This is a genomic window from Streptomyces sp. Tu6071 (genome assembly GCF_000213055.1).
Lineage (GTDB): Bacteria > Actinomycetota > Actinomycetes > Streptomycetales > Streptomycetaceae > Streptomyces > Streptomyces evansiae.
This window is the reverse complement of sequence record NZ_CM001165.1, coordinates 6,858,652-6,873,554: the sequence shown is the minus strand read 5'-3', so window position 1 is coordinate 6,873,554 and position 14,903 is coordinate 6,858,652. Positions and strand designations below refer to the sequence as shown.

Sequence of the window (14,903 nt, the reverse complement as noted above, 5' to 3'; positions counted from 1 at the left end):
GCCCCTGTGGGGGGAACGGGGTGGGTCACGCCTGTGCCTCCGAGCGGCCCGCGGCGAGCGTGGCCAGGCGGTCGGCCCGGCGGGCGCGCTGCACCGCGGGGTCGGGCACGGGCACGGCTGCCAGCAGACGGCGGGTGTAGTCGGTCTCCGGGTGCAGCAGCGTCGTCCCCGTACTGCCCTGCTCCTCGACGCGGCCCGCGCGCATCACGACGACGCGCTGCGCGAAGTGCTGCACGACGGCGAGGTCGTGGGAGACGAAGAGGCAGGCGAAGCCCAGTTCCTCCTGGAGTTCCGTGATGACGTCGAGCACCGCTTCCTGCACGCTCACGTCGAGCGCGCTGGTCGGTTCGTCGGCGACGAGGAGGCGCGGCTCCAGGACGAGGGCGCGGGCCAGGCTGACGCGCTGGCGCTGGCCGCCGGAGAGTTCGCGGGGCGCGCGCCGGGCGACCTCGCGCGGCAGCCGGACCCGTTCGAGCACGGCGGCGACCTTGGCCTGGCGGTCCTTGGCGGACAGTTCGCGTCGGTGGACCCTGAGCGGTTCGGCGACGCACTCGCCGACGGTCATGCGCGCGTCGAGCGAGGCCACGGGGTCCTGGAGGACGACGCCGATGCCGGAGCGCAGGGCCCGGCGGGCGCGGCCCCTGGTGCGGCCGAGGTCGGAGCCGAAGAGGGTGACGGTGCCCGAGGTGGGCGGGATGAGGCCGAGTGCGACGCGCGCGGCGGTGGACTTCCCGGAGCCCGATTCGCCGACGAGGCCGAGGGTCTCGCCGGGGCCGACGTGGAGCGAGACGCCGTCGAGGGCGCGTACGGCGGCCTTGCCGCGGCCGAAGACGACGCTGATGTCGGTGAGTTCGGCGACGGGGGCGGGGGCTTCGGGGGTGCGCGCGGCGCCGGTCGGCTCGTCCCGTACCGCCTCCGGCTTCCGCTGAGCGGCCTCGGCCCGCTCCTCCGCCACCGCTTCGGCGACGGAGAGCCGGGGCACGGCGGCGAGGAGCCGCCGCGTGTAGTCGTGACCGGGGCGCAGCAGGACGTCCTCGACGGGGCCCGTCTCGACGATCTCGCCCCGGTACATGACCGCGACGCGGTCGGCGAAGTCGGCGACGACGCCCATGTTGTGGGTCACGAGCAGTACGCCGGTGCCGGTGTCGACAGCGAGGCGGCGCAGGAGGTCGAGGATCTCGGCCTGCACGGTGACGTCGAGCGCGGTGGTCGGCTCGTCGGCGATCAGCAGGCCCGGCTCGTTGGCGATGGCCATGGCGATGACGACGCGCTGGCGCTGGCCGCCGGAGAGCTGGAAGGGGTAGGCGCGGGCCCGGTTCTCCGGGTCGGGGATGCCGACGCGGCGCAGGAGTTCGACGGCCTCGGCGGCGGCCTCCTTCGCGGAGACCTCGCGGTGGTTGCGGATCACCTCGCTGATCTGGCGGCCGATCCGGGTGAGCGGGTCGAGTGCGGTGGCGGGTTCCTGGAACACCATCGAGACGCTCTTGCCGCGCAGCGCGGCGAGCGCGGAGTCCGGGGTGCCGACGACCTGGGTACCGGCGACGACGGCGCTGCCGGTGGCGCGGGCGTTGGTGTCGAGGAGACCCATCGCGGCGAGCGCGATGGTCGACTTGCCGGAGCCCGACTCGCCGACGAGGGCGAGGGTCTCGCCGGGGGCGACCTGGAGGGACACGCCCTTGACGGCCGGTACCTCGCCGGTCTCGGTGGTGAAGACGACGCCGAGGTCGTCGAGTGCGAGTACGGGTCCCGGCGCGGGGCGTCCGGGAGCCTTGGTGGTGGCGCTCATCCGCGTCCCCTCACATCGAAAGCGTCGCGGAGCCCGTCCCCGATCGCGTTGAACGCCCACACCACCACGATGATGGCCAGGCCGGGCGGCAGGATCAGCCACCAGTAACCGGAGTAGGCGGCGGTGAGCCCGGCCGAGAGCATGCCGCCCCAGTCGGTCTGCGGCGGCTGGACGCCGAGTCCCAGGTAGGAGACGTAGGCGACCAGGAGGATCGCGTCGGCGATCTGGAAGGTCGCGGCGACGATCACGGTCGAGACCGAGTTGGGCAGGATGTGCCGCAGGATCGCGCGGCCGTGCGTGCCGCCGATGGCGCGCAGGGTCAGGACGTAGTCCCTGTTCTTCAGGGTCAGTGTCTCGGCGCGGACGAGGCGGGAGGGCACGAGCCAGGACACGAGCCCGAGGATGACGACGAGGCCGCTCAGTCCCGGCGTGGTGATGGCGGAGACCACGAGGAGGATGAACAGCGCCGGGATGGCGATGCCCGCGTCGACGACGCGCATCATGAACGCGTCGATCCAGCCGCCCGCGTACCCGGCCGTCGCGCCCCACAGCGTGCCGATCACGGTCGCGAGGACACCGGCGGCGAGGCCGACGATGAGGGAGACCTTGCCGCCGTACATGAGGCGCCCGAGTTCGTCGTGGCCGACGGCGTCGGTGCCGAGCCAGTGGGCTCCGCTCGGGGACTGGTTGACCTGGTCGAGCAGCGTGTGGGTCTGGTCGGTGGAGTACACGAGCGGACCGATGAAGCAGAACAGGAAGAAGAGGACGACGAAGACGAGGCCCACGACGGCCAGTCGGTTGCGCAGGAAGCGGCGGACCGCGAGCCTGGCGCCGGAGGTCTCGCCGGGCGCGGTGGCGGTGCCGGGGACCTTGCCCGGCTGGATGACGGCGCTCATGCCCGTCCTGCCTTCACTCGGGGGTCGATGACCCGCTGGACGATGTCGGCGAGCAGGGTGCCGACGACGGTCGCGACCGCGATCACGAGGACGCAGCCGAGCAGGACCGGGTAGTCGGACGCCTGGGCAGCGGTCCAGAACAGCAGGCCCATGCCCGGGTAGTTGAAGAGCTGTTCGACGACGAGGGCTCCGCCGAAGAGGACGGGTACGTAGTAGCCGAGCATCGCGACGACGGGCGTCAGCGAGTTGCGGAAGACGTGGCGCCACAGGATCGCGCGGGAGCGGGAGCCGCCCGCCCTGGCGGTGCGCACGTAGTCCTCGGAAAGATTCTCCAGGGTCGCGGCGCGCATGTAGCGGCTGAAGACGGCGATCATCGACGCGGCGCCCGCGATCACGGGGAGCACGAGGGCCTGCGGGTCGGAGAAGACCTGGCCGAGCGTCTCGCCCTGCGGGGCCTGCGAGGGGAGCCAGCCGAGGCCCTGGCTGAAGACCAGCACCAGGATCAGCCCGAGGAAGTAGACGGGCGTCGAGTAGGCGATGAAGCTCACCGTGGTGATGACGTAGTCGACCGGCTTGTTGCGGCGCACCGCCTGCCACATGCCGAGCGGGACGGCGAGGACGAGGCCGAGGAGTGCGGAGAGCACGGTGAGGACGAGGGTCTTCGGCAGGCGCTCGGTGATGAGCTGCGACACGGGCTCGTTGAGCGTGTAGGAGGTGCCGAGGTCGCCGTGGAGGAGCTGGCCGAGGTAGTAGAAGTACTGGACGGGCAGCGGCTTGTCGAGGCCCTGCTCGTGGTTGAAGTGCGCGATCTGCTGCGCGGTGGCCTGGGGCCCGAGGATGCCGCGCGCGGGTCCGCCGGGCAGGGCGTGCAGCAGGCCGAACACGACGATCGTCACGATGACGATCACCGCGAGGGCCTGGAGGACGCGTCTGATCAGGTACGAGGAAGTGCTCATGTGTTCTTCCGGTCGCCTTCGTCTCTGGGGGGCGCGCTGGCGTCACCGGGGGCAGGGGCGGCGTCGCCGCCGCGTGGGAGCCGACGGGGAGGGGGTGCGGGGGCGAGGGTGCGTGCGGGCCCGGGGCGGCCTGGCGGCCGGGCGGGCCCGCACGCACCGACCGGGTCTACTTGGTCCACTTCCACATGGCGGGGTGGAAGTTGGCGAGGGAGTCCTGCGCGAAGCCGCCCAGTCCTGCCTTGACCACGGAGATCTGGTAGTCGGGCTCGGGGAGCCAGACCACCGGGAGGTCCTTGGCGAGGGCGGCGCTGTACTTCTGCACGGCCTCGTCGGAGGAGGAGGTGGTGGTGGCGGAGACGAGCTTGTCGACGGCGGGGTTGGAGTAGCTGCCGAAGTTGGAGCCGCCGCCGCTCGCGAAGAGGGAGTCGCCGCTCGGGTAGGCGGGGAAGTACCAGCTGCCCGCGGTGCCGAAGAACGAGAGCTGCCACTTGCAGCCGGAGTCACCGGCCTTGCACTGACCGGCCTGCGACAGCACGGAGTTGACGGGCGCGGTCTTGATGTCGAACTTGATGCCGGTCTTCGCGAAGGAGGACTGGAGCGCGCTCATCATGTTGTCGGTGACCGTGGAGCCGGACTGCGACAGGACCTGCATCTGGAACTTGGTGCCCTTGTCGACGCCCTTGCCGCACTGGTCGTCGCCCGTGCCGGGGTTGGCGCAGACGAGGCTGCCGCCCTGCTTCGTCCAGCCGTGGTCGGTGAGGAGCTTCCTGGCCTTGGCGGTGTCGAAGGGGTACGGGTTGTTCTTCTGCTCCGGCGACACGAAGGACGAGGTCTGGCCCTGCGGGATCGGGCCGTAGGTCTGCACGGCGGTGCCGTTGTAGACGACCTTGGACAGGCTCGCCTGGTCCACGGACATCTGGATCGCCTGGCGGGCGTACAGCTGCTTGAAGACCGGGCCCATGGCGGGGTTGTTGAAGTTGTACGGCATGTACGTGATCGCCCAGCCGGTCCACGGCTTCAGCGTGTAGCCCTTGGCCTTGAAGGCCGCTTCCTGGCCGAGGTCGGTGGCGTTGATGTAGCCGTAGTCGACGGTGCCGGAGCGGAGCGCGTTCACCTCGGCGTCGGTCGTGGTGAACGGCAGCAGGTTGACGTTCTTGATGTTGGCCTTGCCGCCGCCGTCGTACTTGGGGTTGGCGGTGAGCTGGACCTTGCCCGCGGTCGTGAAGGTCTTGAGGGTGTACGGGCCGCTGACGGTCTTCCAGAGCGGGTCGCTCGCGTAGCCCGAGATCTTCTTGGCCGCGCCGTTGAGGTACGACCAGACCTTCTTGGCGCCCGCGGTGTCCCGGTCCTGGTCGGAGACGGTGCCCGCGTCGCTGGTCTTGTCCCACACGTGCTGCGGCATGGGGCGGATCATGCTCAACTCGTTGGCGAGCATCCACTGCTGGTTGTACGCCTTGTCGAAGGTGAGGGTGAAGTGCGTCGCGTCGACGGTCTTGAAGGAGGTCCAGTTGTCGGGAGCCTTGCCCGGGCTGTAGCTCGCCCAGTCCTCCTTGTCGGCCTTGACGAGGTTGTACCAGAACTCCACGTCGCGGGAGGTGACGGGCTTTCCGTCGCTCCAGTGCCGGTCGCCGAGGGTGATCGTCACGCTCTTGCTGTCGGCGGCGAACTTCGCGTCGGTGGCGAGCGAGTTGTCCTTGTTCCAGCCGACCTTGCCCGCGGAGCCGTCGTACGCGACGAGCGGTTCCCACAGGGACTGGGATATGGACGAGTTGTTCGTGTTGAGGTGCGAGGCGGTGCCGACGGGGAGAATCCAGTTCGGCGTGAAGTTCGCGGGCAGCGCGTAGTTGATGGTGTCCGAGGACGACGAGCCGGACGAAGAGGTTCCGCCGCCGGAACACCCGGTGAGCAGTGCGCCGGTGGTGACGGCGGCACCCGCGACCAGGGCCCAGCGGCGGCCGGCCGCCATGCGAGCAAGGGACATGACTCTCCTCAGGTGAAAGGACCCGCATTCGTCCCGGCAGTCCGGGTCGGCGCCGCGGGGTCGGCGCTGTACGGCGACAGTCAACGACGGACTCGCCGAACAAACAAACAAGAATTAGTAAAAAGTAAGTTTCTGCGATTCCGAAGAAAGTCCCGGGCACCCAGCCATCCTCACCCACTTGGTGCTTATGTCCTGATTCGATCCCCCTTTGCCTCACTCAACAGCTCGTCAACTTTCTCCACGGAGTTGTCCTCCGCGCTTGTCGCGGGCGTACTGTCTCCGTCACACCCACCATTGCGGAAGTAACTTCGTACATGACTGAAATAAGTGCACGGGACCGCAAGGCCGTCAAGGGCGTGTCCACGAAGGGCGCCGCGGCCAAGGGCGCGCCCACCCTCGCGGCACGGGTCCTCGAACTCGTCGCCTCCGGGCAGGCGTCGTCCCGCGCCGAACTCGCCGGGCTCCTCGGCGCGGCTCCCTCCACCATCTCCCTCACCGTGGCCCAGCTCGTCGAGCGCGGACTCGTCGCCGAGGAGGGCACCCAGTCCTCCACGGGCGGCCGTCCGCGCAAGGTCCTGCGCGTGGGCGGCCACGACGAGTACGCGGTCGCCGCGGACGTCGGCGGCAGGCACGCCCGGATCGGCGTCGTGCTCCCGGGCGGCGGACTGCGCGAGGTCGCGAACGTCCCGTTCGAGATCGACGACGGCCCGGAGACGGCCCTGCCGAGACTCGCCGAGCACCTGGAGGCGCTCGCCGCCGCCCGAGGTCGCGCCCGGCTCCGCGGCGTCGGCCTCTCCCTGCCCGGCCCCGTCGACGCCGCCGCGGGGGCCGTCGTCCTGCCCTCGCGGATGCCGGGCTGGAACCGCTTCCCCGTGGCGGACTGGCTGGAGGAGCGCTTCGGCGTCACCGCCGTCGTCGACAACGACGCCAACTGCATGGCGGTCGGCGAACAGAGTGTCCGGCCCGCCGGACACCGGCAGTCGATCATGGTGAAGATCGGCTCCGCGATCGGCGCCGGTGTCATCGCCGACGGCCGCCTCTACCGGGGCGCGACCGGCGCGGCCGGGGACATCACGCACATCCGCGTCGACGCGGGCGGCGCCGACGTCCCCTGCTCCTGCGGCAACACCGGCTGCCTGGAGACGGTCGCCTCGGGCGCCGCCCTCGTGCGCATCCTGCGCGAGCGCGGCCTCGACGTCACGAGCACCGAGGACGTCGTACGGCTCGCGGGCGACGCCGACCCGGAGGCGACCCGCGCGGTCCGCCGGGCGGGCGACCACCTCGGCCAGGTCCTCGCCGCCAACGTCAACTTCTTCAACCCGGACGCCGTCTACCTCGGCGGCATCCTCTCCACCCTCGAACCCTTCGTCGCCGCCGTGCGCGGACAGCTCTACGAGAGCTGCCACCCGCTCGTCACCGAACACCTCACCATCGAGCGGGCCTCGCTCGGCGCGGACGCCGGACTCGTCGGCGCCGGGCTCTTCGCCCTCCAGCGCGCCCTGGCCCGCGCGCTCGGCGAGGCGGGCGGCATCGTCCCCGTACCCGCACCGGCCAGGGGCTGACGCCCGCGCACGACCCCGAGCAGGAGCGCGGCTCCCCGGCCCGGAGCAGCCGGCCGGGGCGCCCGCCCCTCCCCACCGCCCTCACCCTCCGTACGAGGAGCCACGCCATGTCCCAGAGCAGCACCGCCCGCACCGCACTCGACCGCCCGGTCATCGCCGTCGCCGGGCTCGGCATCGAGTCCTCCACCTTCTCCCCCGCCCGTACCGAGGCCCCCGCCTTCCACCCCGCGCGCGGCACCGCGATATTCGACCGGTACCCCTTCCTCGCCCCCGGCGCGCCGCTGCGCGAGGCCGCCGAGTGGCACGGCGCCCTGGTCGGCAAGTCGCTGCCCGGCGGCACCGTGACGGCCGCCGCGTGGCAGGCGCTCACCGACGAACTCGTGGAGCGCCTCGCCGCGCTGCCCGCGCTCGACGGCCTCTGGTACGACATCCACGGCGCGATGACCGTCGAGGGCGTCGACGACGCCGAGGCGGTCCTCCTGGAGCGCATCCGCGCGACCGTGGGCCCCGACGTCGTCGTCTCGACCTCGATGGACCTGCACGGCAACGTCTCGCGCGCGCTCGTCCACCGCAGCGACCTGATCACGTGTTACCGGATGGCCCCGCACGAGGACCACATGGAGACCAAGGAGCGCGCGGTGCGCAACCTGGTCGGCCTCCTGACGACGGGCGCGCCCCGCCCCGTCAAGGCGTGGGTCCCCGTCCCCGTCCTCCTGGCGGGCGAGCAGACCTCGACCCGCATCGAGCCGGCGAAGAGCGTGTACGCGGCGGTCGACGAGGTCGAGGCCGCCGAGGGCGTGACGGACGCCGCGATCTGGGTCGGCTACGCCTGGGCCGACGAGCCCCGCAACCGCGCCGTCGTGGTCGTCACGGGCGAGGACACCGAGGCGGTCGCGCGTGGCGCCGAGCGCCTGGCCCGGGGTTTCTGGGACGCGCGCGCCGACTTCGACTTCGTCGCGCCGACCGGGACGTACGACGAACTCCTCGACGAGGCACTCGCGTCCGAGCGGAAGCCGTACTTCATCAGCGACACGGGGGACAACCCGACCGCGGGCGGCGCGGGCGACGTCACGTGGGGCCTCACCCGGCTCCTGGAGCGGCCGGAGTTCCAGAAGGAGGACGGGCCGACGGTGATCTACGCCTCGGTCCCGGGGCCCGCCGCGATCGACACCGCCGTCGCCGCCGGGGTCGGCGCGACCGTCACCGTCACGGCGGGCGCCGCCGTGGACGACCGGCACGCGGGACCCGTCACGCTCACCGGCGTCGTCCATGCCATCCGCCACGGCGACCGCGACGCCGAGACCGAGGTCGTCGTCCGGGTGGGCAGCGTGTACGCGATCCTCACGAGACTCCGCAAGCCGTACCACCACGAGCACGACTTCACGGACCTGTCGCTGGACCCCCGCTCCGCCGACATCGTGATCGTCAAGATCGGGTACCTGGAGCCGGAACTGTTCGCCATGTCGAACGGCTGGAAGATGGCGCTCACGCCCGGCGGCGTCGACCAGGACCTCGTACGTCTCGGTCACCACCGCATCAGCCGCCCGATGTTCCCCTTCGACCGCGACATGGCCGACCCGGACCTCACGGCCCGCATCATCCCCGCCTCCGACCAGGCCCTCACCGGGACCGAGGAGTGAGCGCCGGTCAGTCCCGTCCCACGCTGGAGATCGCGGTCACCTCGGCGGCGGGCGCCCGCGTCGCCCGCGACCACGGGGCGGACCGTGTCGAACTCTGCACCGGCCTGGAACTCGGCGGCCTCACCCCTTCGGCCGCGCTCGTCGAGTCGGTCGCCGCGGTGGGGACGCCCGTGCAGGTCCTGGTGCGCTGCCGGCCCGGGGACTTCGTCCACGACGCCGAGGAGATCGCCCTCATGACCGCCGAGGTGCGGTCCGTGATCGCCTCGGGGGCGCGCGGCGTGGTGATCGGCGCGCTCACGGCGGAGGGCACGCTCGACGTCGAGGCCGTCGCCAGGCTGCGCGACGCCGCCCGGGAGGCGGACCCGGCGGCCGAGGTGACGCTGCACCGCGCGATCGACGTGGCGGCGGACCCGGTCGGCACGGCCGCGCTGCTCCCCGCGCTCGGCCTCACCCGGGTCCTGACCTCCGGCGGCGCACCGGCCGCGGGGCAGGGGCTCGACCGGCTCGCCGCGATGGTCGCGGCGGCGCCGGGCGTGCGGGTGATGGCGGGCGGCGGGGTACGCCCCGCCGACATCCCGGCGCTGCTCGCGGCGGGTGTCGACGCCGTCCACCTCTCGGCCAAGCGCCGCGCCCCGGTCCGCGGCGGCGCCGCCTGGGTGCCGCTCGGCGTCTCCAGCGCCTCGGCGGAGCAGGACACGCACTTCGTCACGGACGCGGGGGTGGTGGCCGAGGCGCGCGGGGCGCTCGACCTGGCGGCGGAGGCGGCGGTCTCTCCCCACCCGTGAAAGGCCCGGGTGGCTCCGCGCGGCGGAGAGCGCGGGGCCCCCGCGCGGACGAAAAGCCCTGGTGACCCGGGTTCGTCGTGCTCACCACGAGGCTTGGGCAGTGGGGGCGCCAGGGGGGCGGTGCGTGAACGGAACGGTACGTGAACGGGACGGTACGTGAGCGGGGCCGGCTCAGCCCGCCGGCACCCGCCGCGTCAGCTCCCCGCGCCACTGCTCGGCGCCCCACTCGTGGAACCGCTTCACCTCGGTGAAGCCGAGCCGTGCGGCGAGGCGCATCGAGCGGGTGTTGGCCGTCTGGATCGTCACCACCACCGGCTCGCCGGGCCGTTCGGCCGCGCACCAGGCGAGCGCCGCCGCGCACGCCTCGGTCGCGTAACCGCGCCCCCATACCCGGGGCAGGAAGAGGTAGCCCAGCTCGGTGGCCCCGTCCTCGCGGCGGTCGAGCGTCACCGCGCCGATCATCTCCTCCTCCGCCGTGACCACGAAGAAGCCGGGGCGCTGTCCCGGCACGGCGGGCATCGCCGCCTCCAGCTCCGCGCGCGGTCTCGCCCCGCCCTTGTACGTCCCGACCTCCTCCGAGGAGAACAGCGCGACGAACGCCGCCCGGTCCCGTGCCTCGGAGGCACGGAGCACGAGGCGTGCCGTCGCTGTCGGAGCGGGGGGCCAGTCGGTGGAGGCGGGTGCTGTCATGAGCGGCAGGCTAGCGCCGCCCCCGCCCGCCGTGGGCCGGTACGGCCGAGCCCCCCGCGTGCACCGCGGGCGCCCGAGGCCCCGACCGCACGTCCCGCCGCGCGCGAGACCTACGCCCCCAGCCGCTGTCCCAGCCGGATGATCGCCGCCCGCACTCCATCCGCGTACGGCCCCGCGGTCAGCGCCTCGGCCGCCTCGCGGGCCCGGACGAGATGGGCGCGGGCCTCGCTCGTACGCCCGGCGCGGGCGTAATCGGCGGCGAGGGCGAGGCGGAGGCGGGGCAGCAGGGAGCGGTTGCCGGGCCCGGCGGCGCGCAGCGCGGTGAGGTCCCAGTCGAGGCGGCGGGCCGGGTCGTCCTGCGCCTCGGCGAGGTAGTGGGCGAGGGCGCAGCGGTGCGGGCCCGGGCCCGGGGGCAGTTCCTCCCACAGCGCGAGGAGCCGTGCGCGGGCCTCGGCCCTGTCCCCCGCGTGCAGCAGCAGCGCGGCCTGCCCGATCCGGGTCGCGACCGCGCGGTCCCTCGTGTCCTCGTGCCGTCCCCGCACCCGCCGCCTCCGCTCGCCGCCCGTACCGTCGCCGGGCGGGCGGCGGTACGGGCACGCTAACGGCAGCCCGGCCCCGGGCGGCTCAGGCGGGGCTCAGCCCAGGTCGGGGATACGCCAGTCGATCGCCTTGTGGCCCTGCGCGGCGAGCGCCTCGTCGATCTGCGTGAAGGGGCGCGAACCGAAGAACTTCTTCGCCGAGAGCGGGGAGGGGTGCGCGCCCTTCACGACGACGTGCCGCTCGGTGTCGATGAGGGGCAGCTTCTTCTGCGCGTAGGCGCCCCACAGCACGAAGACGGCCGGGTCGCGGCGCGCCGAGACGGCGCGGATGACGGCGTCAGTGAACCGCTCCCAGCCCTTGTTCTTGTGGGAGTTCGCCTCGCCCTCGCGGACGGTGAGGACCGCGTTGAGGAGCAGGACGCCCTGCTCGGCCCACGGCATGAGGTACCCGTTGTCGGGGACGGGGATGCCCAGCTCGGCGTGCATCTCCTTGTAGATGTTGCGCAGGGACGGCGGGACGCGGACGCCCGGCCGGACGGAGAAGCACAGGCCGTGGCCCTGGCCCGCGCCGTGGTAGGGGTCCTGGCCGAGGACGAGGACCTTGACGTCCTCGAAGGGGGTCGCGTCGAGCGCGGCGAAGACCTGCTCCTGCGGGGGGTAGACCGGGCCCGCCTCGCGTTCGGCGGCGACGAAGGCCATCAGCTCGGCGAAGTAGGGCTGCTCCAGCTCCTCGCCGAGTACGCCGCTCCAGGACGCGGGCAGCGGGGCGGCAGGGGTCACGGTCACGTCAACAACCTCCGGGGGTGCGCTCGGTACGTCACCGAACCTACCGGGAGGCACTGACAACGCCGCCCCGAGGCCGTTCCCCGGGCGGAAGCCGCGCCCGCCCCCGTACGGCCCGCGCACGGAGGCAGGCGGCCCCGGGGACGGCCCTCGCAGCAGGGCCGGCGCATCCGGGACGGCCCTCGCCCGAGGGCGGACGCACCCCGGACAGCCCGGCGCCCGCTCTCCGGCCGCCCCGCGCCGCGTTCCCGGCTCAGCCCACGCCCGCGTTGAGGAAGATGCCGCCGTCCAGGACGAGCGTCTGGCCGGTGATCCAGCCGGAGCGGTCCGAGGTGAGGAACTCCGCGGCGCCGCCGATGTCCTCGGGGACGCCGAGCCGGCCGAGTGGGTACGAGGCGGCGACCTCGGCCTCGCGGCCCTCGTACAGCGCCTCGGCGAACTTCGTCTTGACGACGGCCGGGGCGAGCGCGTTGACCCGTACCTTCGGCGCGAACTCGTGCGCGAGCTGGAGGGTGAGGTTGACCATGGCGGCCTTGCTCATCCCGTACGCGCCGATGAAGGGCGAGGCGGAGACCCCGGCGAGCGAGGCGATGTTGACGATCGTCCCGCCGTGCTCCCGCTGCCAGGCCCGCCACGTCCGCTGCGCGAAGCCGAGCGCGGAGAGCACGTTGGTGTCGTACACCTTGCGGGCCACGTTGAGGTCGAGTTCGGCGAGCGGGCCGAAGACCGGGTTGGTGCCCGCGTTGTTGACGAGGTGGTCGACGCGGCCGAACGCCTCCATCGTCGCGGCGACGGCGGCGGCCTGGTGGGCCTCGTCGTGCGCCTTGCCCGCCACGCCGATGACGCGGTCGGAACCGAGGCGTTCGACGGCCTCCTTGAGCGCCTCCTCGCCGCGCCCGGTGATGCACACGCGGTCGCCGCGGGCCACGAGGGCCGCCGCGATGCCGTAGCCGATGCCCCGGCTGGCCCCGGTGACGAGGGCGACCTCTCCGGAGTCCGGCCGCTGCTGCTCAGTCATCTGGTGCTGTCCTTCCGGGTGTTCAGTTGAGCGGGCCGCCGGCCACGTACAGGACCTGGCCCGAGACGAAGCCGGCCGCGTCGGCGGTGAAGAAGGCGACGGCGTTGGCGATGTCCTCGGGGTACCCGACGCGCTGGACCGGGATCTGCGAGGCGGCGGCCTTCTGGAAGTCCTCGAAGCCCATGCCGACGCGCTCGGCGGTCGCGGCCGTCATGTCGGTCGCGATGAAGCCGGGGGCGACGGCGTTCGCGGTGACGCCGAACTTGCCCAGCTCGATGGCCAGGGTCTTCGTGAAGCCCTGCATCCCGGCCTTGGCCGCCGAGTAGTTGACCTGCCCCCGGTTGCCGAGCGCGGAGGAGCTGGAGAGATTGACGATCCGGCCGAACTTCGCGTCGACCATGTGCTTCTGCACGGCGCGGGCCATGAGGAAGGCCCCGCGCAGGTGGACGCCGAGGACGGTGTCCCAGTCGCTCACGCTCATCTTGAAGAGCAGGTTGTCGCGGAGCACCCCGGCGTTGTTGACGAGGATCGTCGGGGCGCCCAGCTCCTCGGCGATCCGCGCGACGGCGGCCTCGACCCGCGCCTCGTCGGAGACGTCGGCGCCGACCGCGAGGGCCTTGCCGCCCGCGGCGGTGATCTTCCCGACGGTGTCCTCGCAGGCCGCCTCGTCGAGGTCGATGACGGCGACGGCGCGGCCCTCCTCGGCGAGGCGGACGGCGGTGGCCGCGCCGATTCCGCGCGCCGCACCGGTCACGACGGCTACGCGCTGCTCGGTGGTGGACATGTGGTGTTCTCCTCGTCCCTGGGGGAAACCTCGACGCCCGGTACGGCGGGGCCGCGGGGGCTCTCGCACGGCGGGCTCCTCACACTACCGCGCGCGAATGAGCGACCGCTTAGTACCTTGGGTGGAAGTGACGCTAGAAGGCGTGGCACCGGGTGTCAACGGGCCGGGCTCGCGGCGGCGTGTGATCCCTCTCGCGCGGCCCGGGGCGGACGGCCGCGCGGGGGCCGGGAAACGGCCCGCTCAGGGAACGAGCCGCTCCAGCAGCCGGTCCAGCTCCGCCCCGGGCGCCCGCGTAAGGCCGGTGTGCACGGGGCCCGGCTGGAGGAGGGCCGAGCGCGGTGCCACGAGCCAGCGGAAACGGCGGCCCGCGTCGTCGCCCGCCGCGCCGCCCGCCCCGCTCCCGCCGCCGCACACCGCTTCGACCGCGCGGAGGAGCGCGGCGGCGCCCTCGGCGTCGGCGTCCGGGTCGAGGCCGCGCAGCCGCGCCGGGTCGAGGCGCGTGCGGGCCGCGACGAAGCCGGTGGCGCGCTGGTAGACGACGACGCCCGCGTTCACGTACTCGCCGCGGTCGACGCGCGGGACGAGGCGCAGCGCCGCGTACTCGAAGACCTGCGGCGTGCCGGTCCCCGGCGCGGGCGGTACGGGCGCGGGGGCGCCCTCGCCGGGCCGCCGCCAGCCCGAGGCGGGGACCGGCGGGGCGGGGGGCTCCTCGGGGAGATCGATGCGCGCGGAGAGGCCGTCGGCGCGGCGCAGGAGCGCGTCCACGTACGCGCGGCGCACCTCGTCGGCCGACGCGAAGCCGCGCTCGCCCTCCAGCCACGCCCCGGGGACCTCGGCGAGGATGCCGGTGAGCAGGTCCTCGGTGACGAGCGGCGCCAACTCGGCCTCGGCGGAGGCCAGATCGGGGGCGAAGGGGGCGAGGACGTGGTCGCGCGCGTCGTAGCGGCGCAGCGCGGAGGCGGCGGCGGTGGGCCAGTTGTGCTGCCAGATCATCGTGGCGCCGTGGTCGATGAGCCACAACTCCCCCACCTGGACGAGGAGGTTGGGGTTGCGCCAGGAGCGGTCGACGTTGCCGACGAGCGCGTCGAACCACAGCACGCGCCCGGCCTCGTGCGGCTCCACGGCGTACGCGAGCGGGTCGAAGCCGAGCGCGCCCGCGAGGTAGCCCATGCCGAGGTTGAGCCCGCCGCTGCCCTTGAGCAGCCCCTGCACCTGCTCGTCGGGCTCGCCGAGGCCGATGACCGGATCGAGGTCGAGCGCCCGGAGTGCGGGCACGCGCAGCCCGAGCCGTGCGGCGAGCAGGCCGCAGACGGTCTCGGCCACGAGCGTCTTGCGCCCCTGCCCGGCCCCGCTGAACTTCAGCACGTACAGCTCCCCGTCCGCGGCCTCGACGAGCCCGGGGAGGGAGCCGCCTTCGCGCAGCGGGGTCAGATAGCGGGTCACGGCGGCTTCGGTGAGCATGTAACGCAGGTTATCGAGCGGC

General features: G+C 73.2%; 13 protein-coding genes and 1 pseudogene. 3 read left to right on the top strand and 11 right to left on the bottom strand.

The window, feature by feature from the left end:
- Positions 1–25 precede the first annotated feature (25 nt).
- From STTU_RS29175 to STTU_RS29160, 4 genes are all read right to left on the bottom strand, one after another.
- Positions 26–1,786 (bottom strand): dipeptide ABC transporter ATP-binding protein, encoded by a 1,761-nt coding sequence (locus tag STTU_RS29175; protein WP_043256662.1) that lies wholly within the window; start codon positions 1,784–1,786, stop codon positions 26–28.
- A complete protein-coding gene (locus tag STTU_RS29170; protein WP_043256660.1) occupies positions 1,783–2,682 on the bottom strand; it encodes an ABC transporter permease in 900 nt (299 codons plus the stop codon). The genes STTU_RS29175 and STTU_RS29170 overlap by 4 nt, the downstream gene beginning before the upstream one ends.
- Positions 2,679–3,638: an ABC transporter permease gene (locus tag STTU_RS29165; protein ID WP_007829600.1), complete on the bottom strand. Its 960-nt coding sequence runs from the start codon at positions 3,636–3,638 to the stop codon at positions 2,679–2,681. Before STTU_RS29165 ends, STTU_RS29170 begins: the two co-directional genes overlap by 4 nt.
- Before the next feature lie 166 nt (positions 3,639–3,804).
- A complete protein-coding gene (locus STTU_RS29160) occupies positions 3,805–5,604 on the bottom strand; it encodes a peptide ABC transporter substrate-binding protein (protein WP_007829599.1) in 1,800 nt (599 codons plus the stop codon).
- A gap of 329 nt (positions 5,605–5,933) precedes the next feature.
- On the opposite strand from STTU_RS29160, the gene STTU_RS29155 reads away from it, so the two are divergent.
- From STTU_RS29155 to STTU_RS29145, 3 genes are all read left to right on the top strand, one after another.
- On the top strand, positions 5,934–7,181 hold the full coding sequence (locus tag STTU_RS29155) for an ROK family transcriptional regulator (RefSeq protein WP_007829597.1): 1,248 nt from the start codon (positions 5,934–5,936) through the stop codon (positions 7,179–7,181).
- A gap of 107 nt (positions 7,182–7,288) precedes the next feature.
- Positions 7,289–8,821 (top strand): M81 family metallopeptidase, encoded by a 1,533-nt coding sequence (locus STTU_RS29150; protein WP_007829588.1) that lies wholly within the window; start codon positions 7,289–7,291, stop codon positions 8,819–8,821.
- On the top strand, positions 8,818–9,606 hold the full coding sequence (locus STTU_RS29145; protein ID WP_043256655.1) for a copper homeostasis protein CutC: 789 nt from the start codon (positions 8,818–8,820) through the stop codon (positions 9,604–9,606). The genes STTU_RS29150 and STTU_RS29145 overlap by 4 nt, the downstream gene beginning before the upstream one ends.
- A gap of 171 nt (positions 9,607–9,777) precedes the next feature.
- On the opposite strand, the gene STTU_RS29140 is transcribed toward STTU_RS29145, so the two are convergent.
- From STTU_RS29140 to STTU_RS35730, 7 genes and pseudogenes are all read right to left on the bottom strand, one after another.
- Positions 9,778–10,296 (bottom strand): GNAT family N-acetyltransferase, encoded by a 519-nt coding sequence (locus STTU_RS29140; RefSeq protein ID WP_043256653.1) that lies wholly within the window; start codon positions 10,294–10,296, stop codon positions 9,778–9,780.
- A gap of 110 nt (positions 10,297–10,406) precedes the next feature.
- Complete coding sequence (locus tag STTU_RS29135) at positions 10,407–10,838, bottom strand: hypothetical protein (RefSeq protein WP_007829585.1); 432 nt, start codon at positions 10,836–10,838, stop codon at positions 10,407–10,409.
- Positions 10,839–10,931: 93 nt separating this feature from the next.
- Positions 10,932–11,615 carry a uracil-DNA glycosylase gene (gene ung, locus STTU_RS29130; protein ID WP_009063192.1) on the bottom strand — a complete coding sequence of 228 codons (684 nt, stop codon included), beginning with the start codon at positions 11,613–11,615 and terminating at the stop codon, positions 10,932–10,934.
- Positions 11,616–11,871: 256 nt separating this feature from the next.
- Positions 11,872–12,636, bottom strand: coding sequence for an SDR family oxidoreductase (locus STTU_RS29125; protein WP_007829568.1), 765 nt, complete (start codon positions 12,634–12,636; stop codon positions 11,872–11,874).
- Between the two features lie 22 nt (positions 12,637–12,658).
- Positions 12,659–13,420 (bottom strand): 3-oxoacyl-ACP reductase FabG, encoded by a 762-nt coding sequence (gene fabG, locus STTU_RS29120; protein ID WP_007829566.1) that lies wholly within the window; start codon positions 13,418–13,420, stop codon positions 12,659–12,661.
- Between the two features lie 240 nt (positions 13,421–13,660).
- Positions 13,661–14,011 (bottom strand): DUF3037 domain-containing protein, encoded by a 351-nt coding sequence (locus STTU_RS35735; protein ID WP_324607910.1) that lies wholly within the window; start codon positions 14,009–14,011, stop codon positions 13,661–13,663.
- A gap of 63 nt (positions 14,012–14,074) precedes the next feature.
- Positions 14,075–14,881: pseudogene (locus tag STTU_RS35730) on the bottom strand (HipA family kinase); the annotation flags it as partial.
- Between the last annotated feature and the right edge of the window lie 22 nt (positions 14,882–14,903).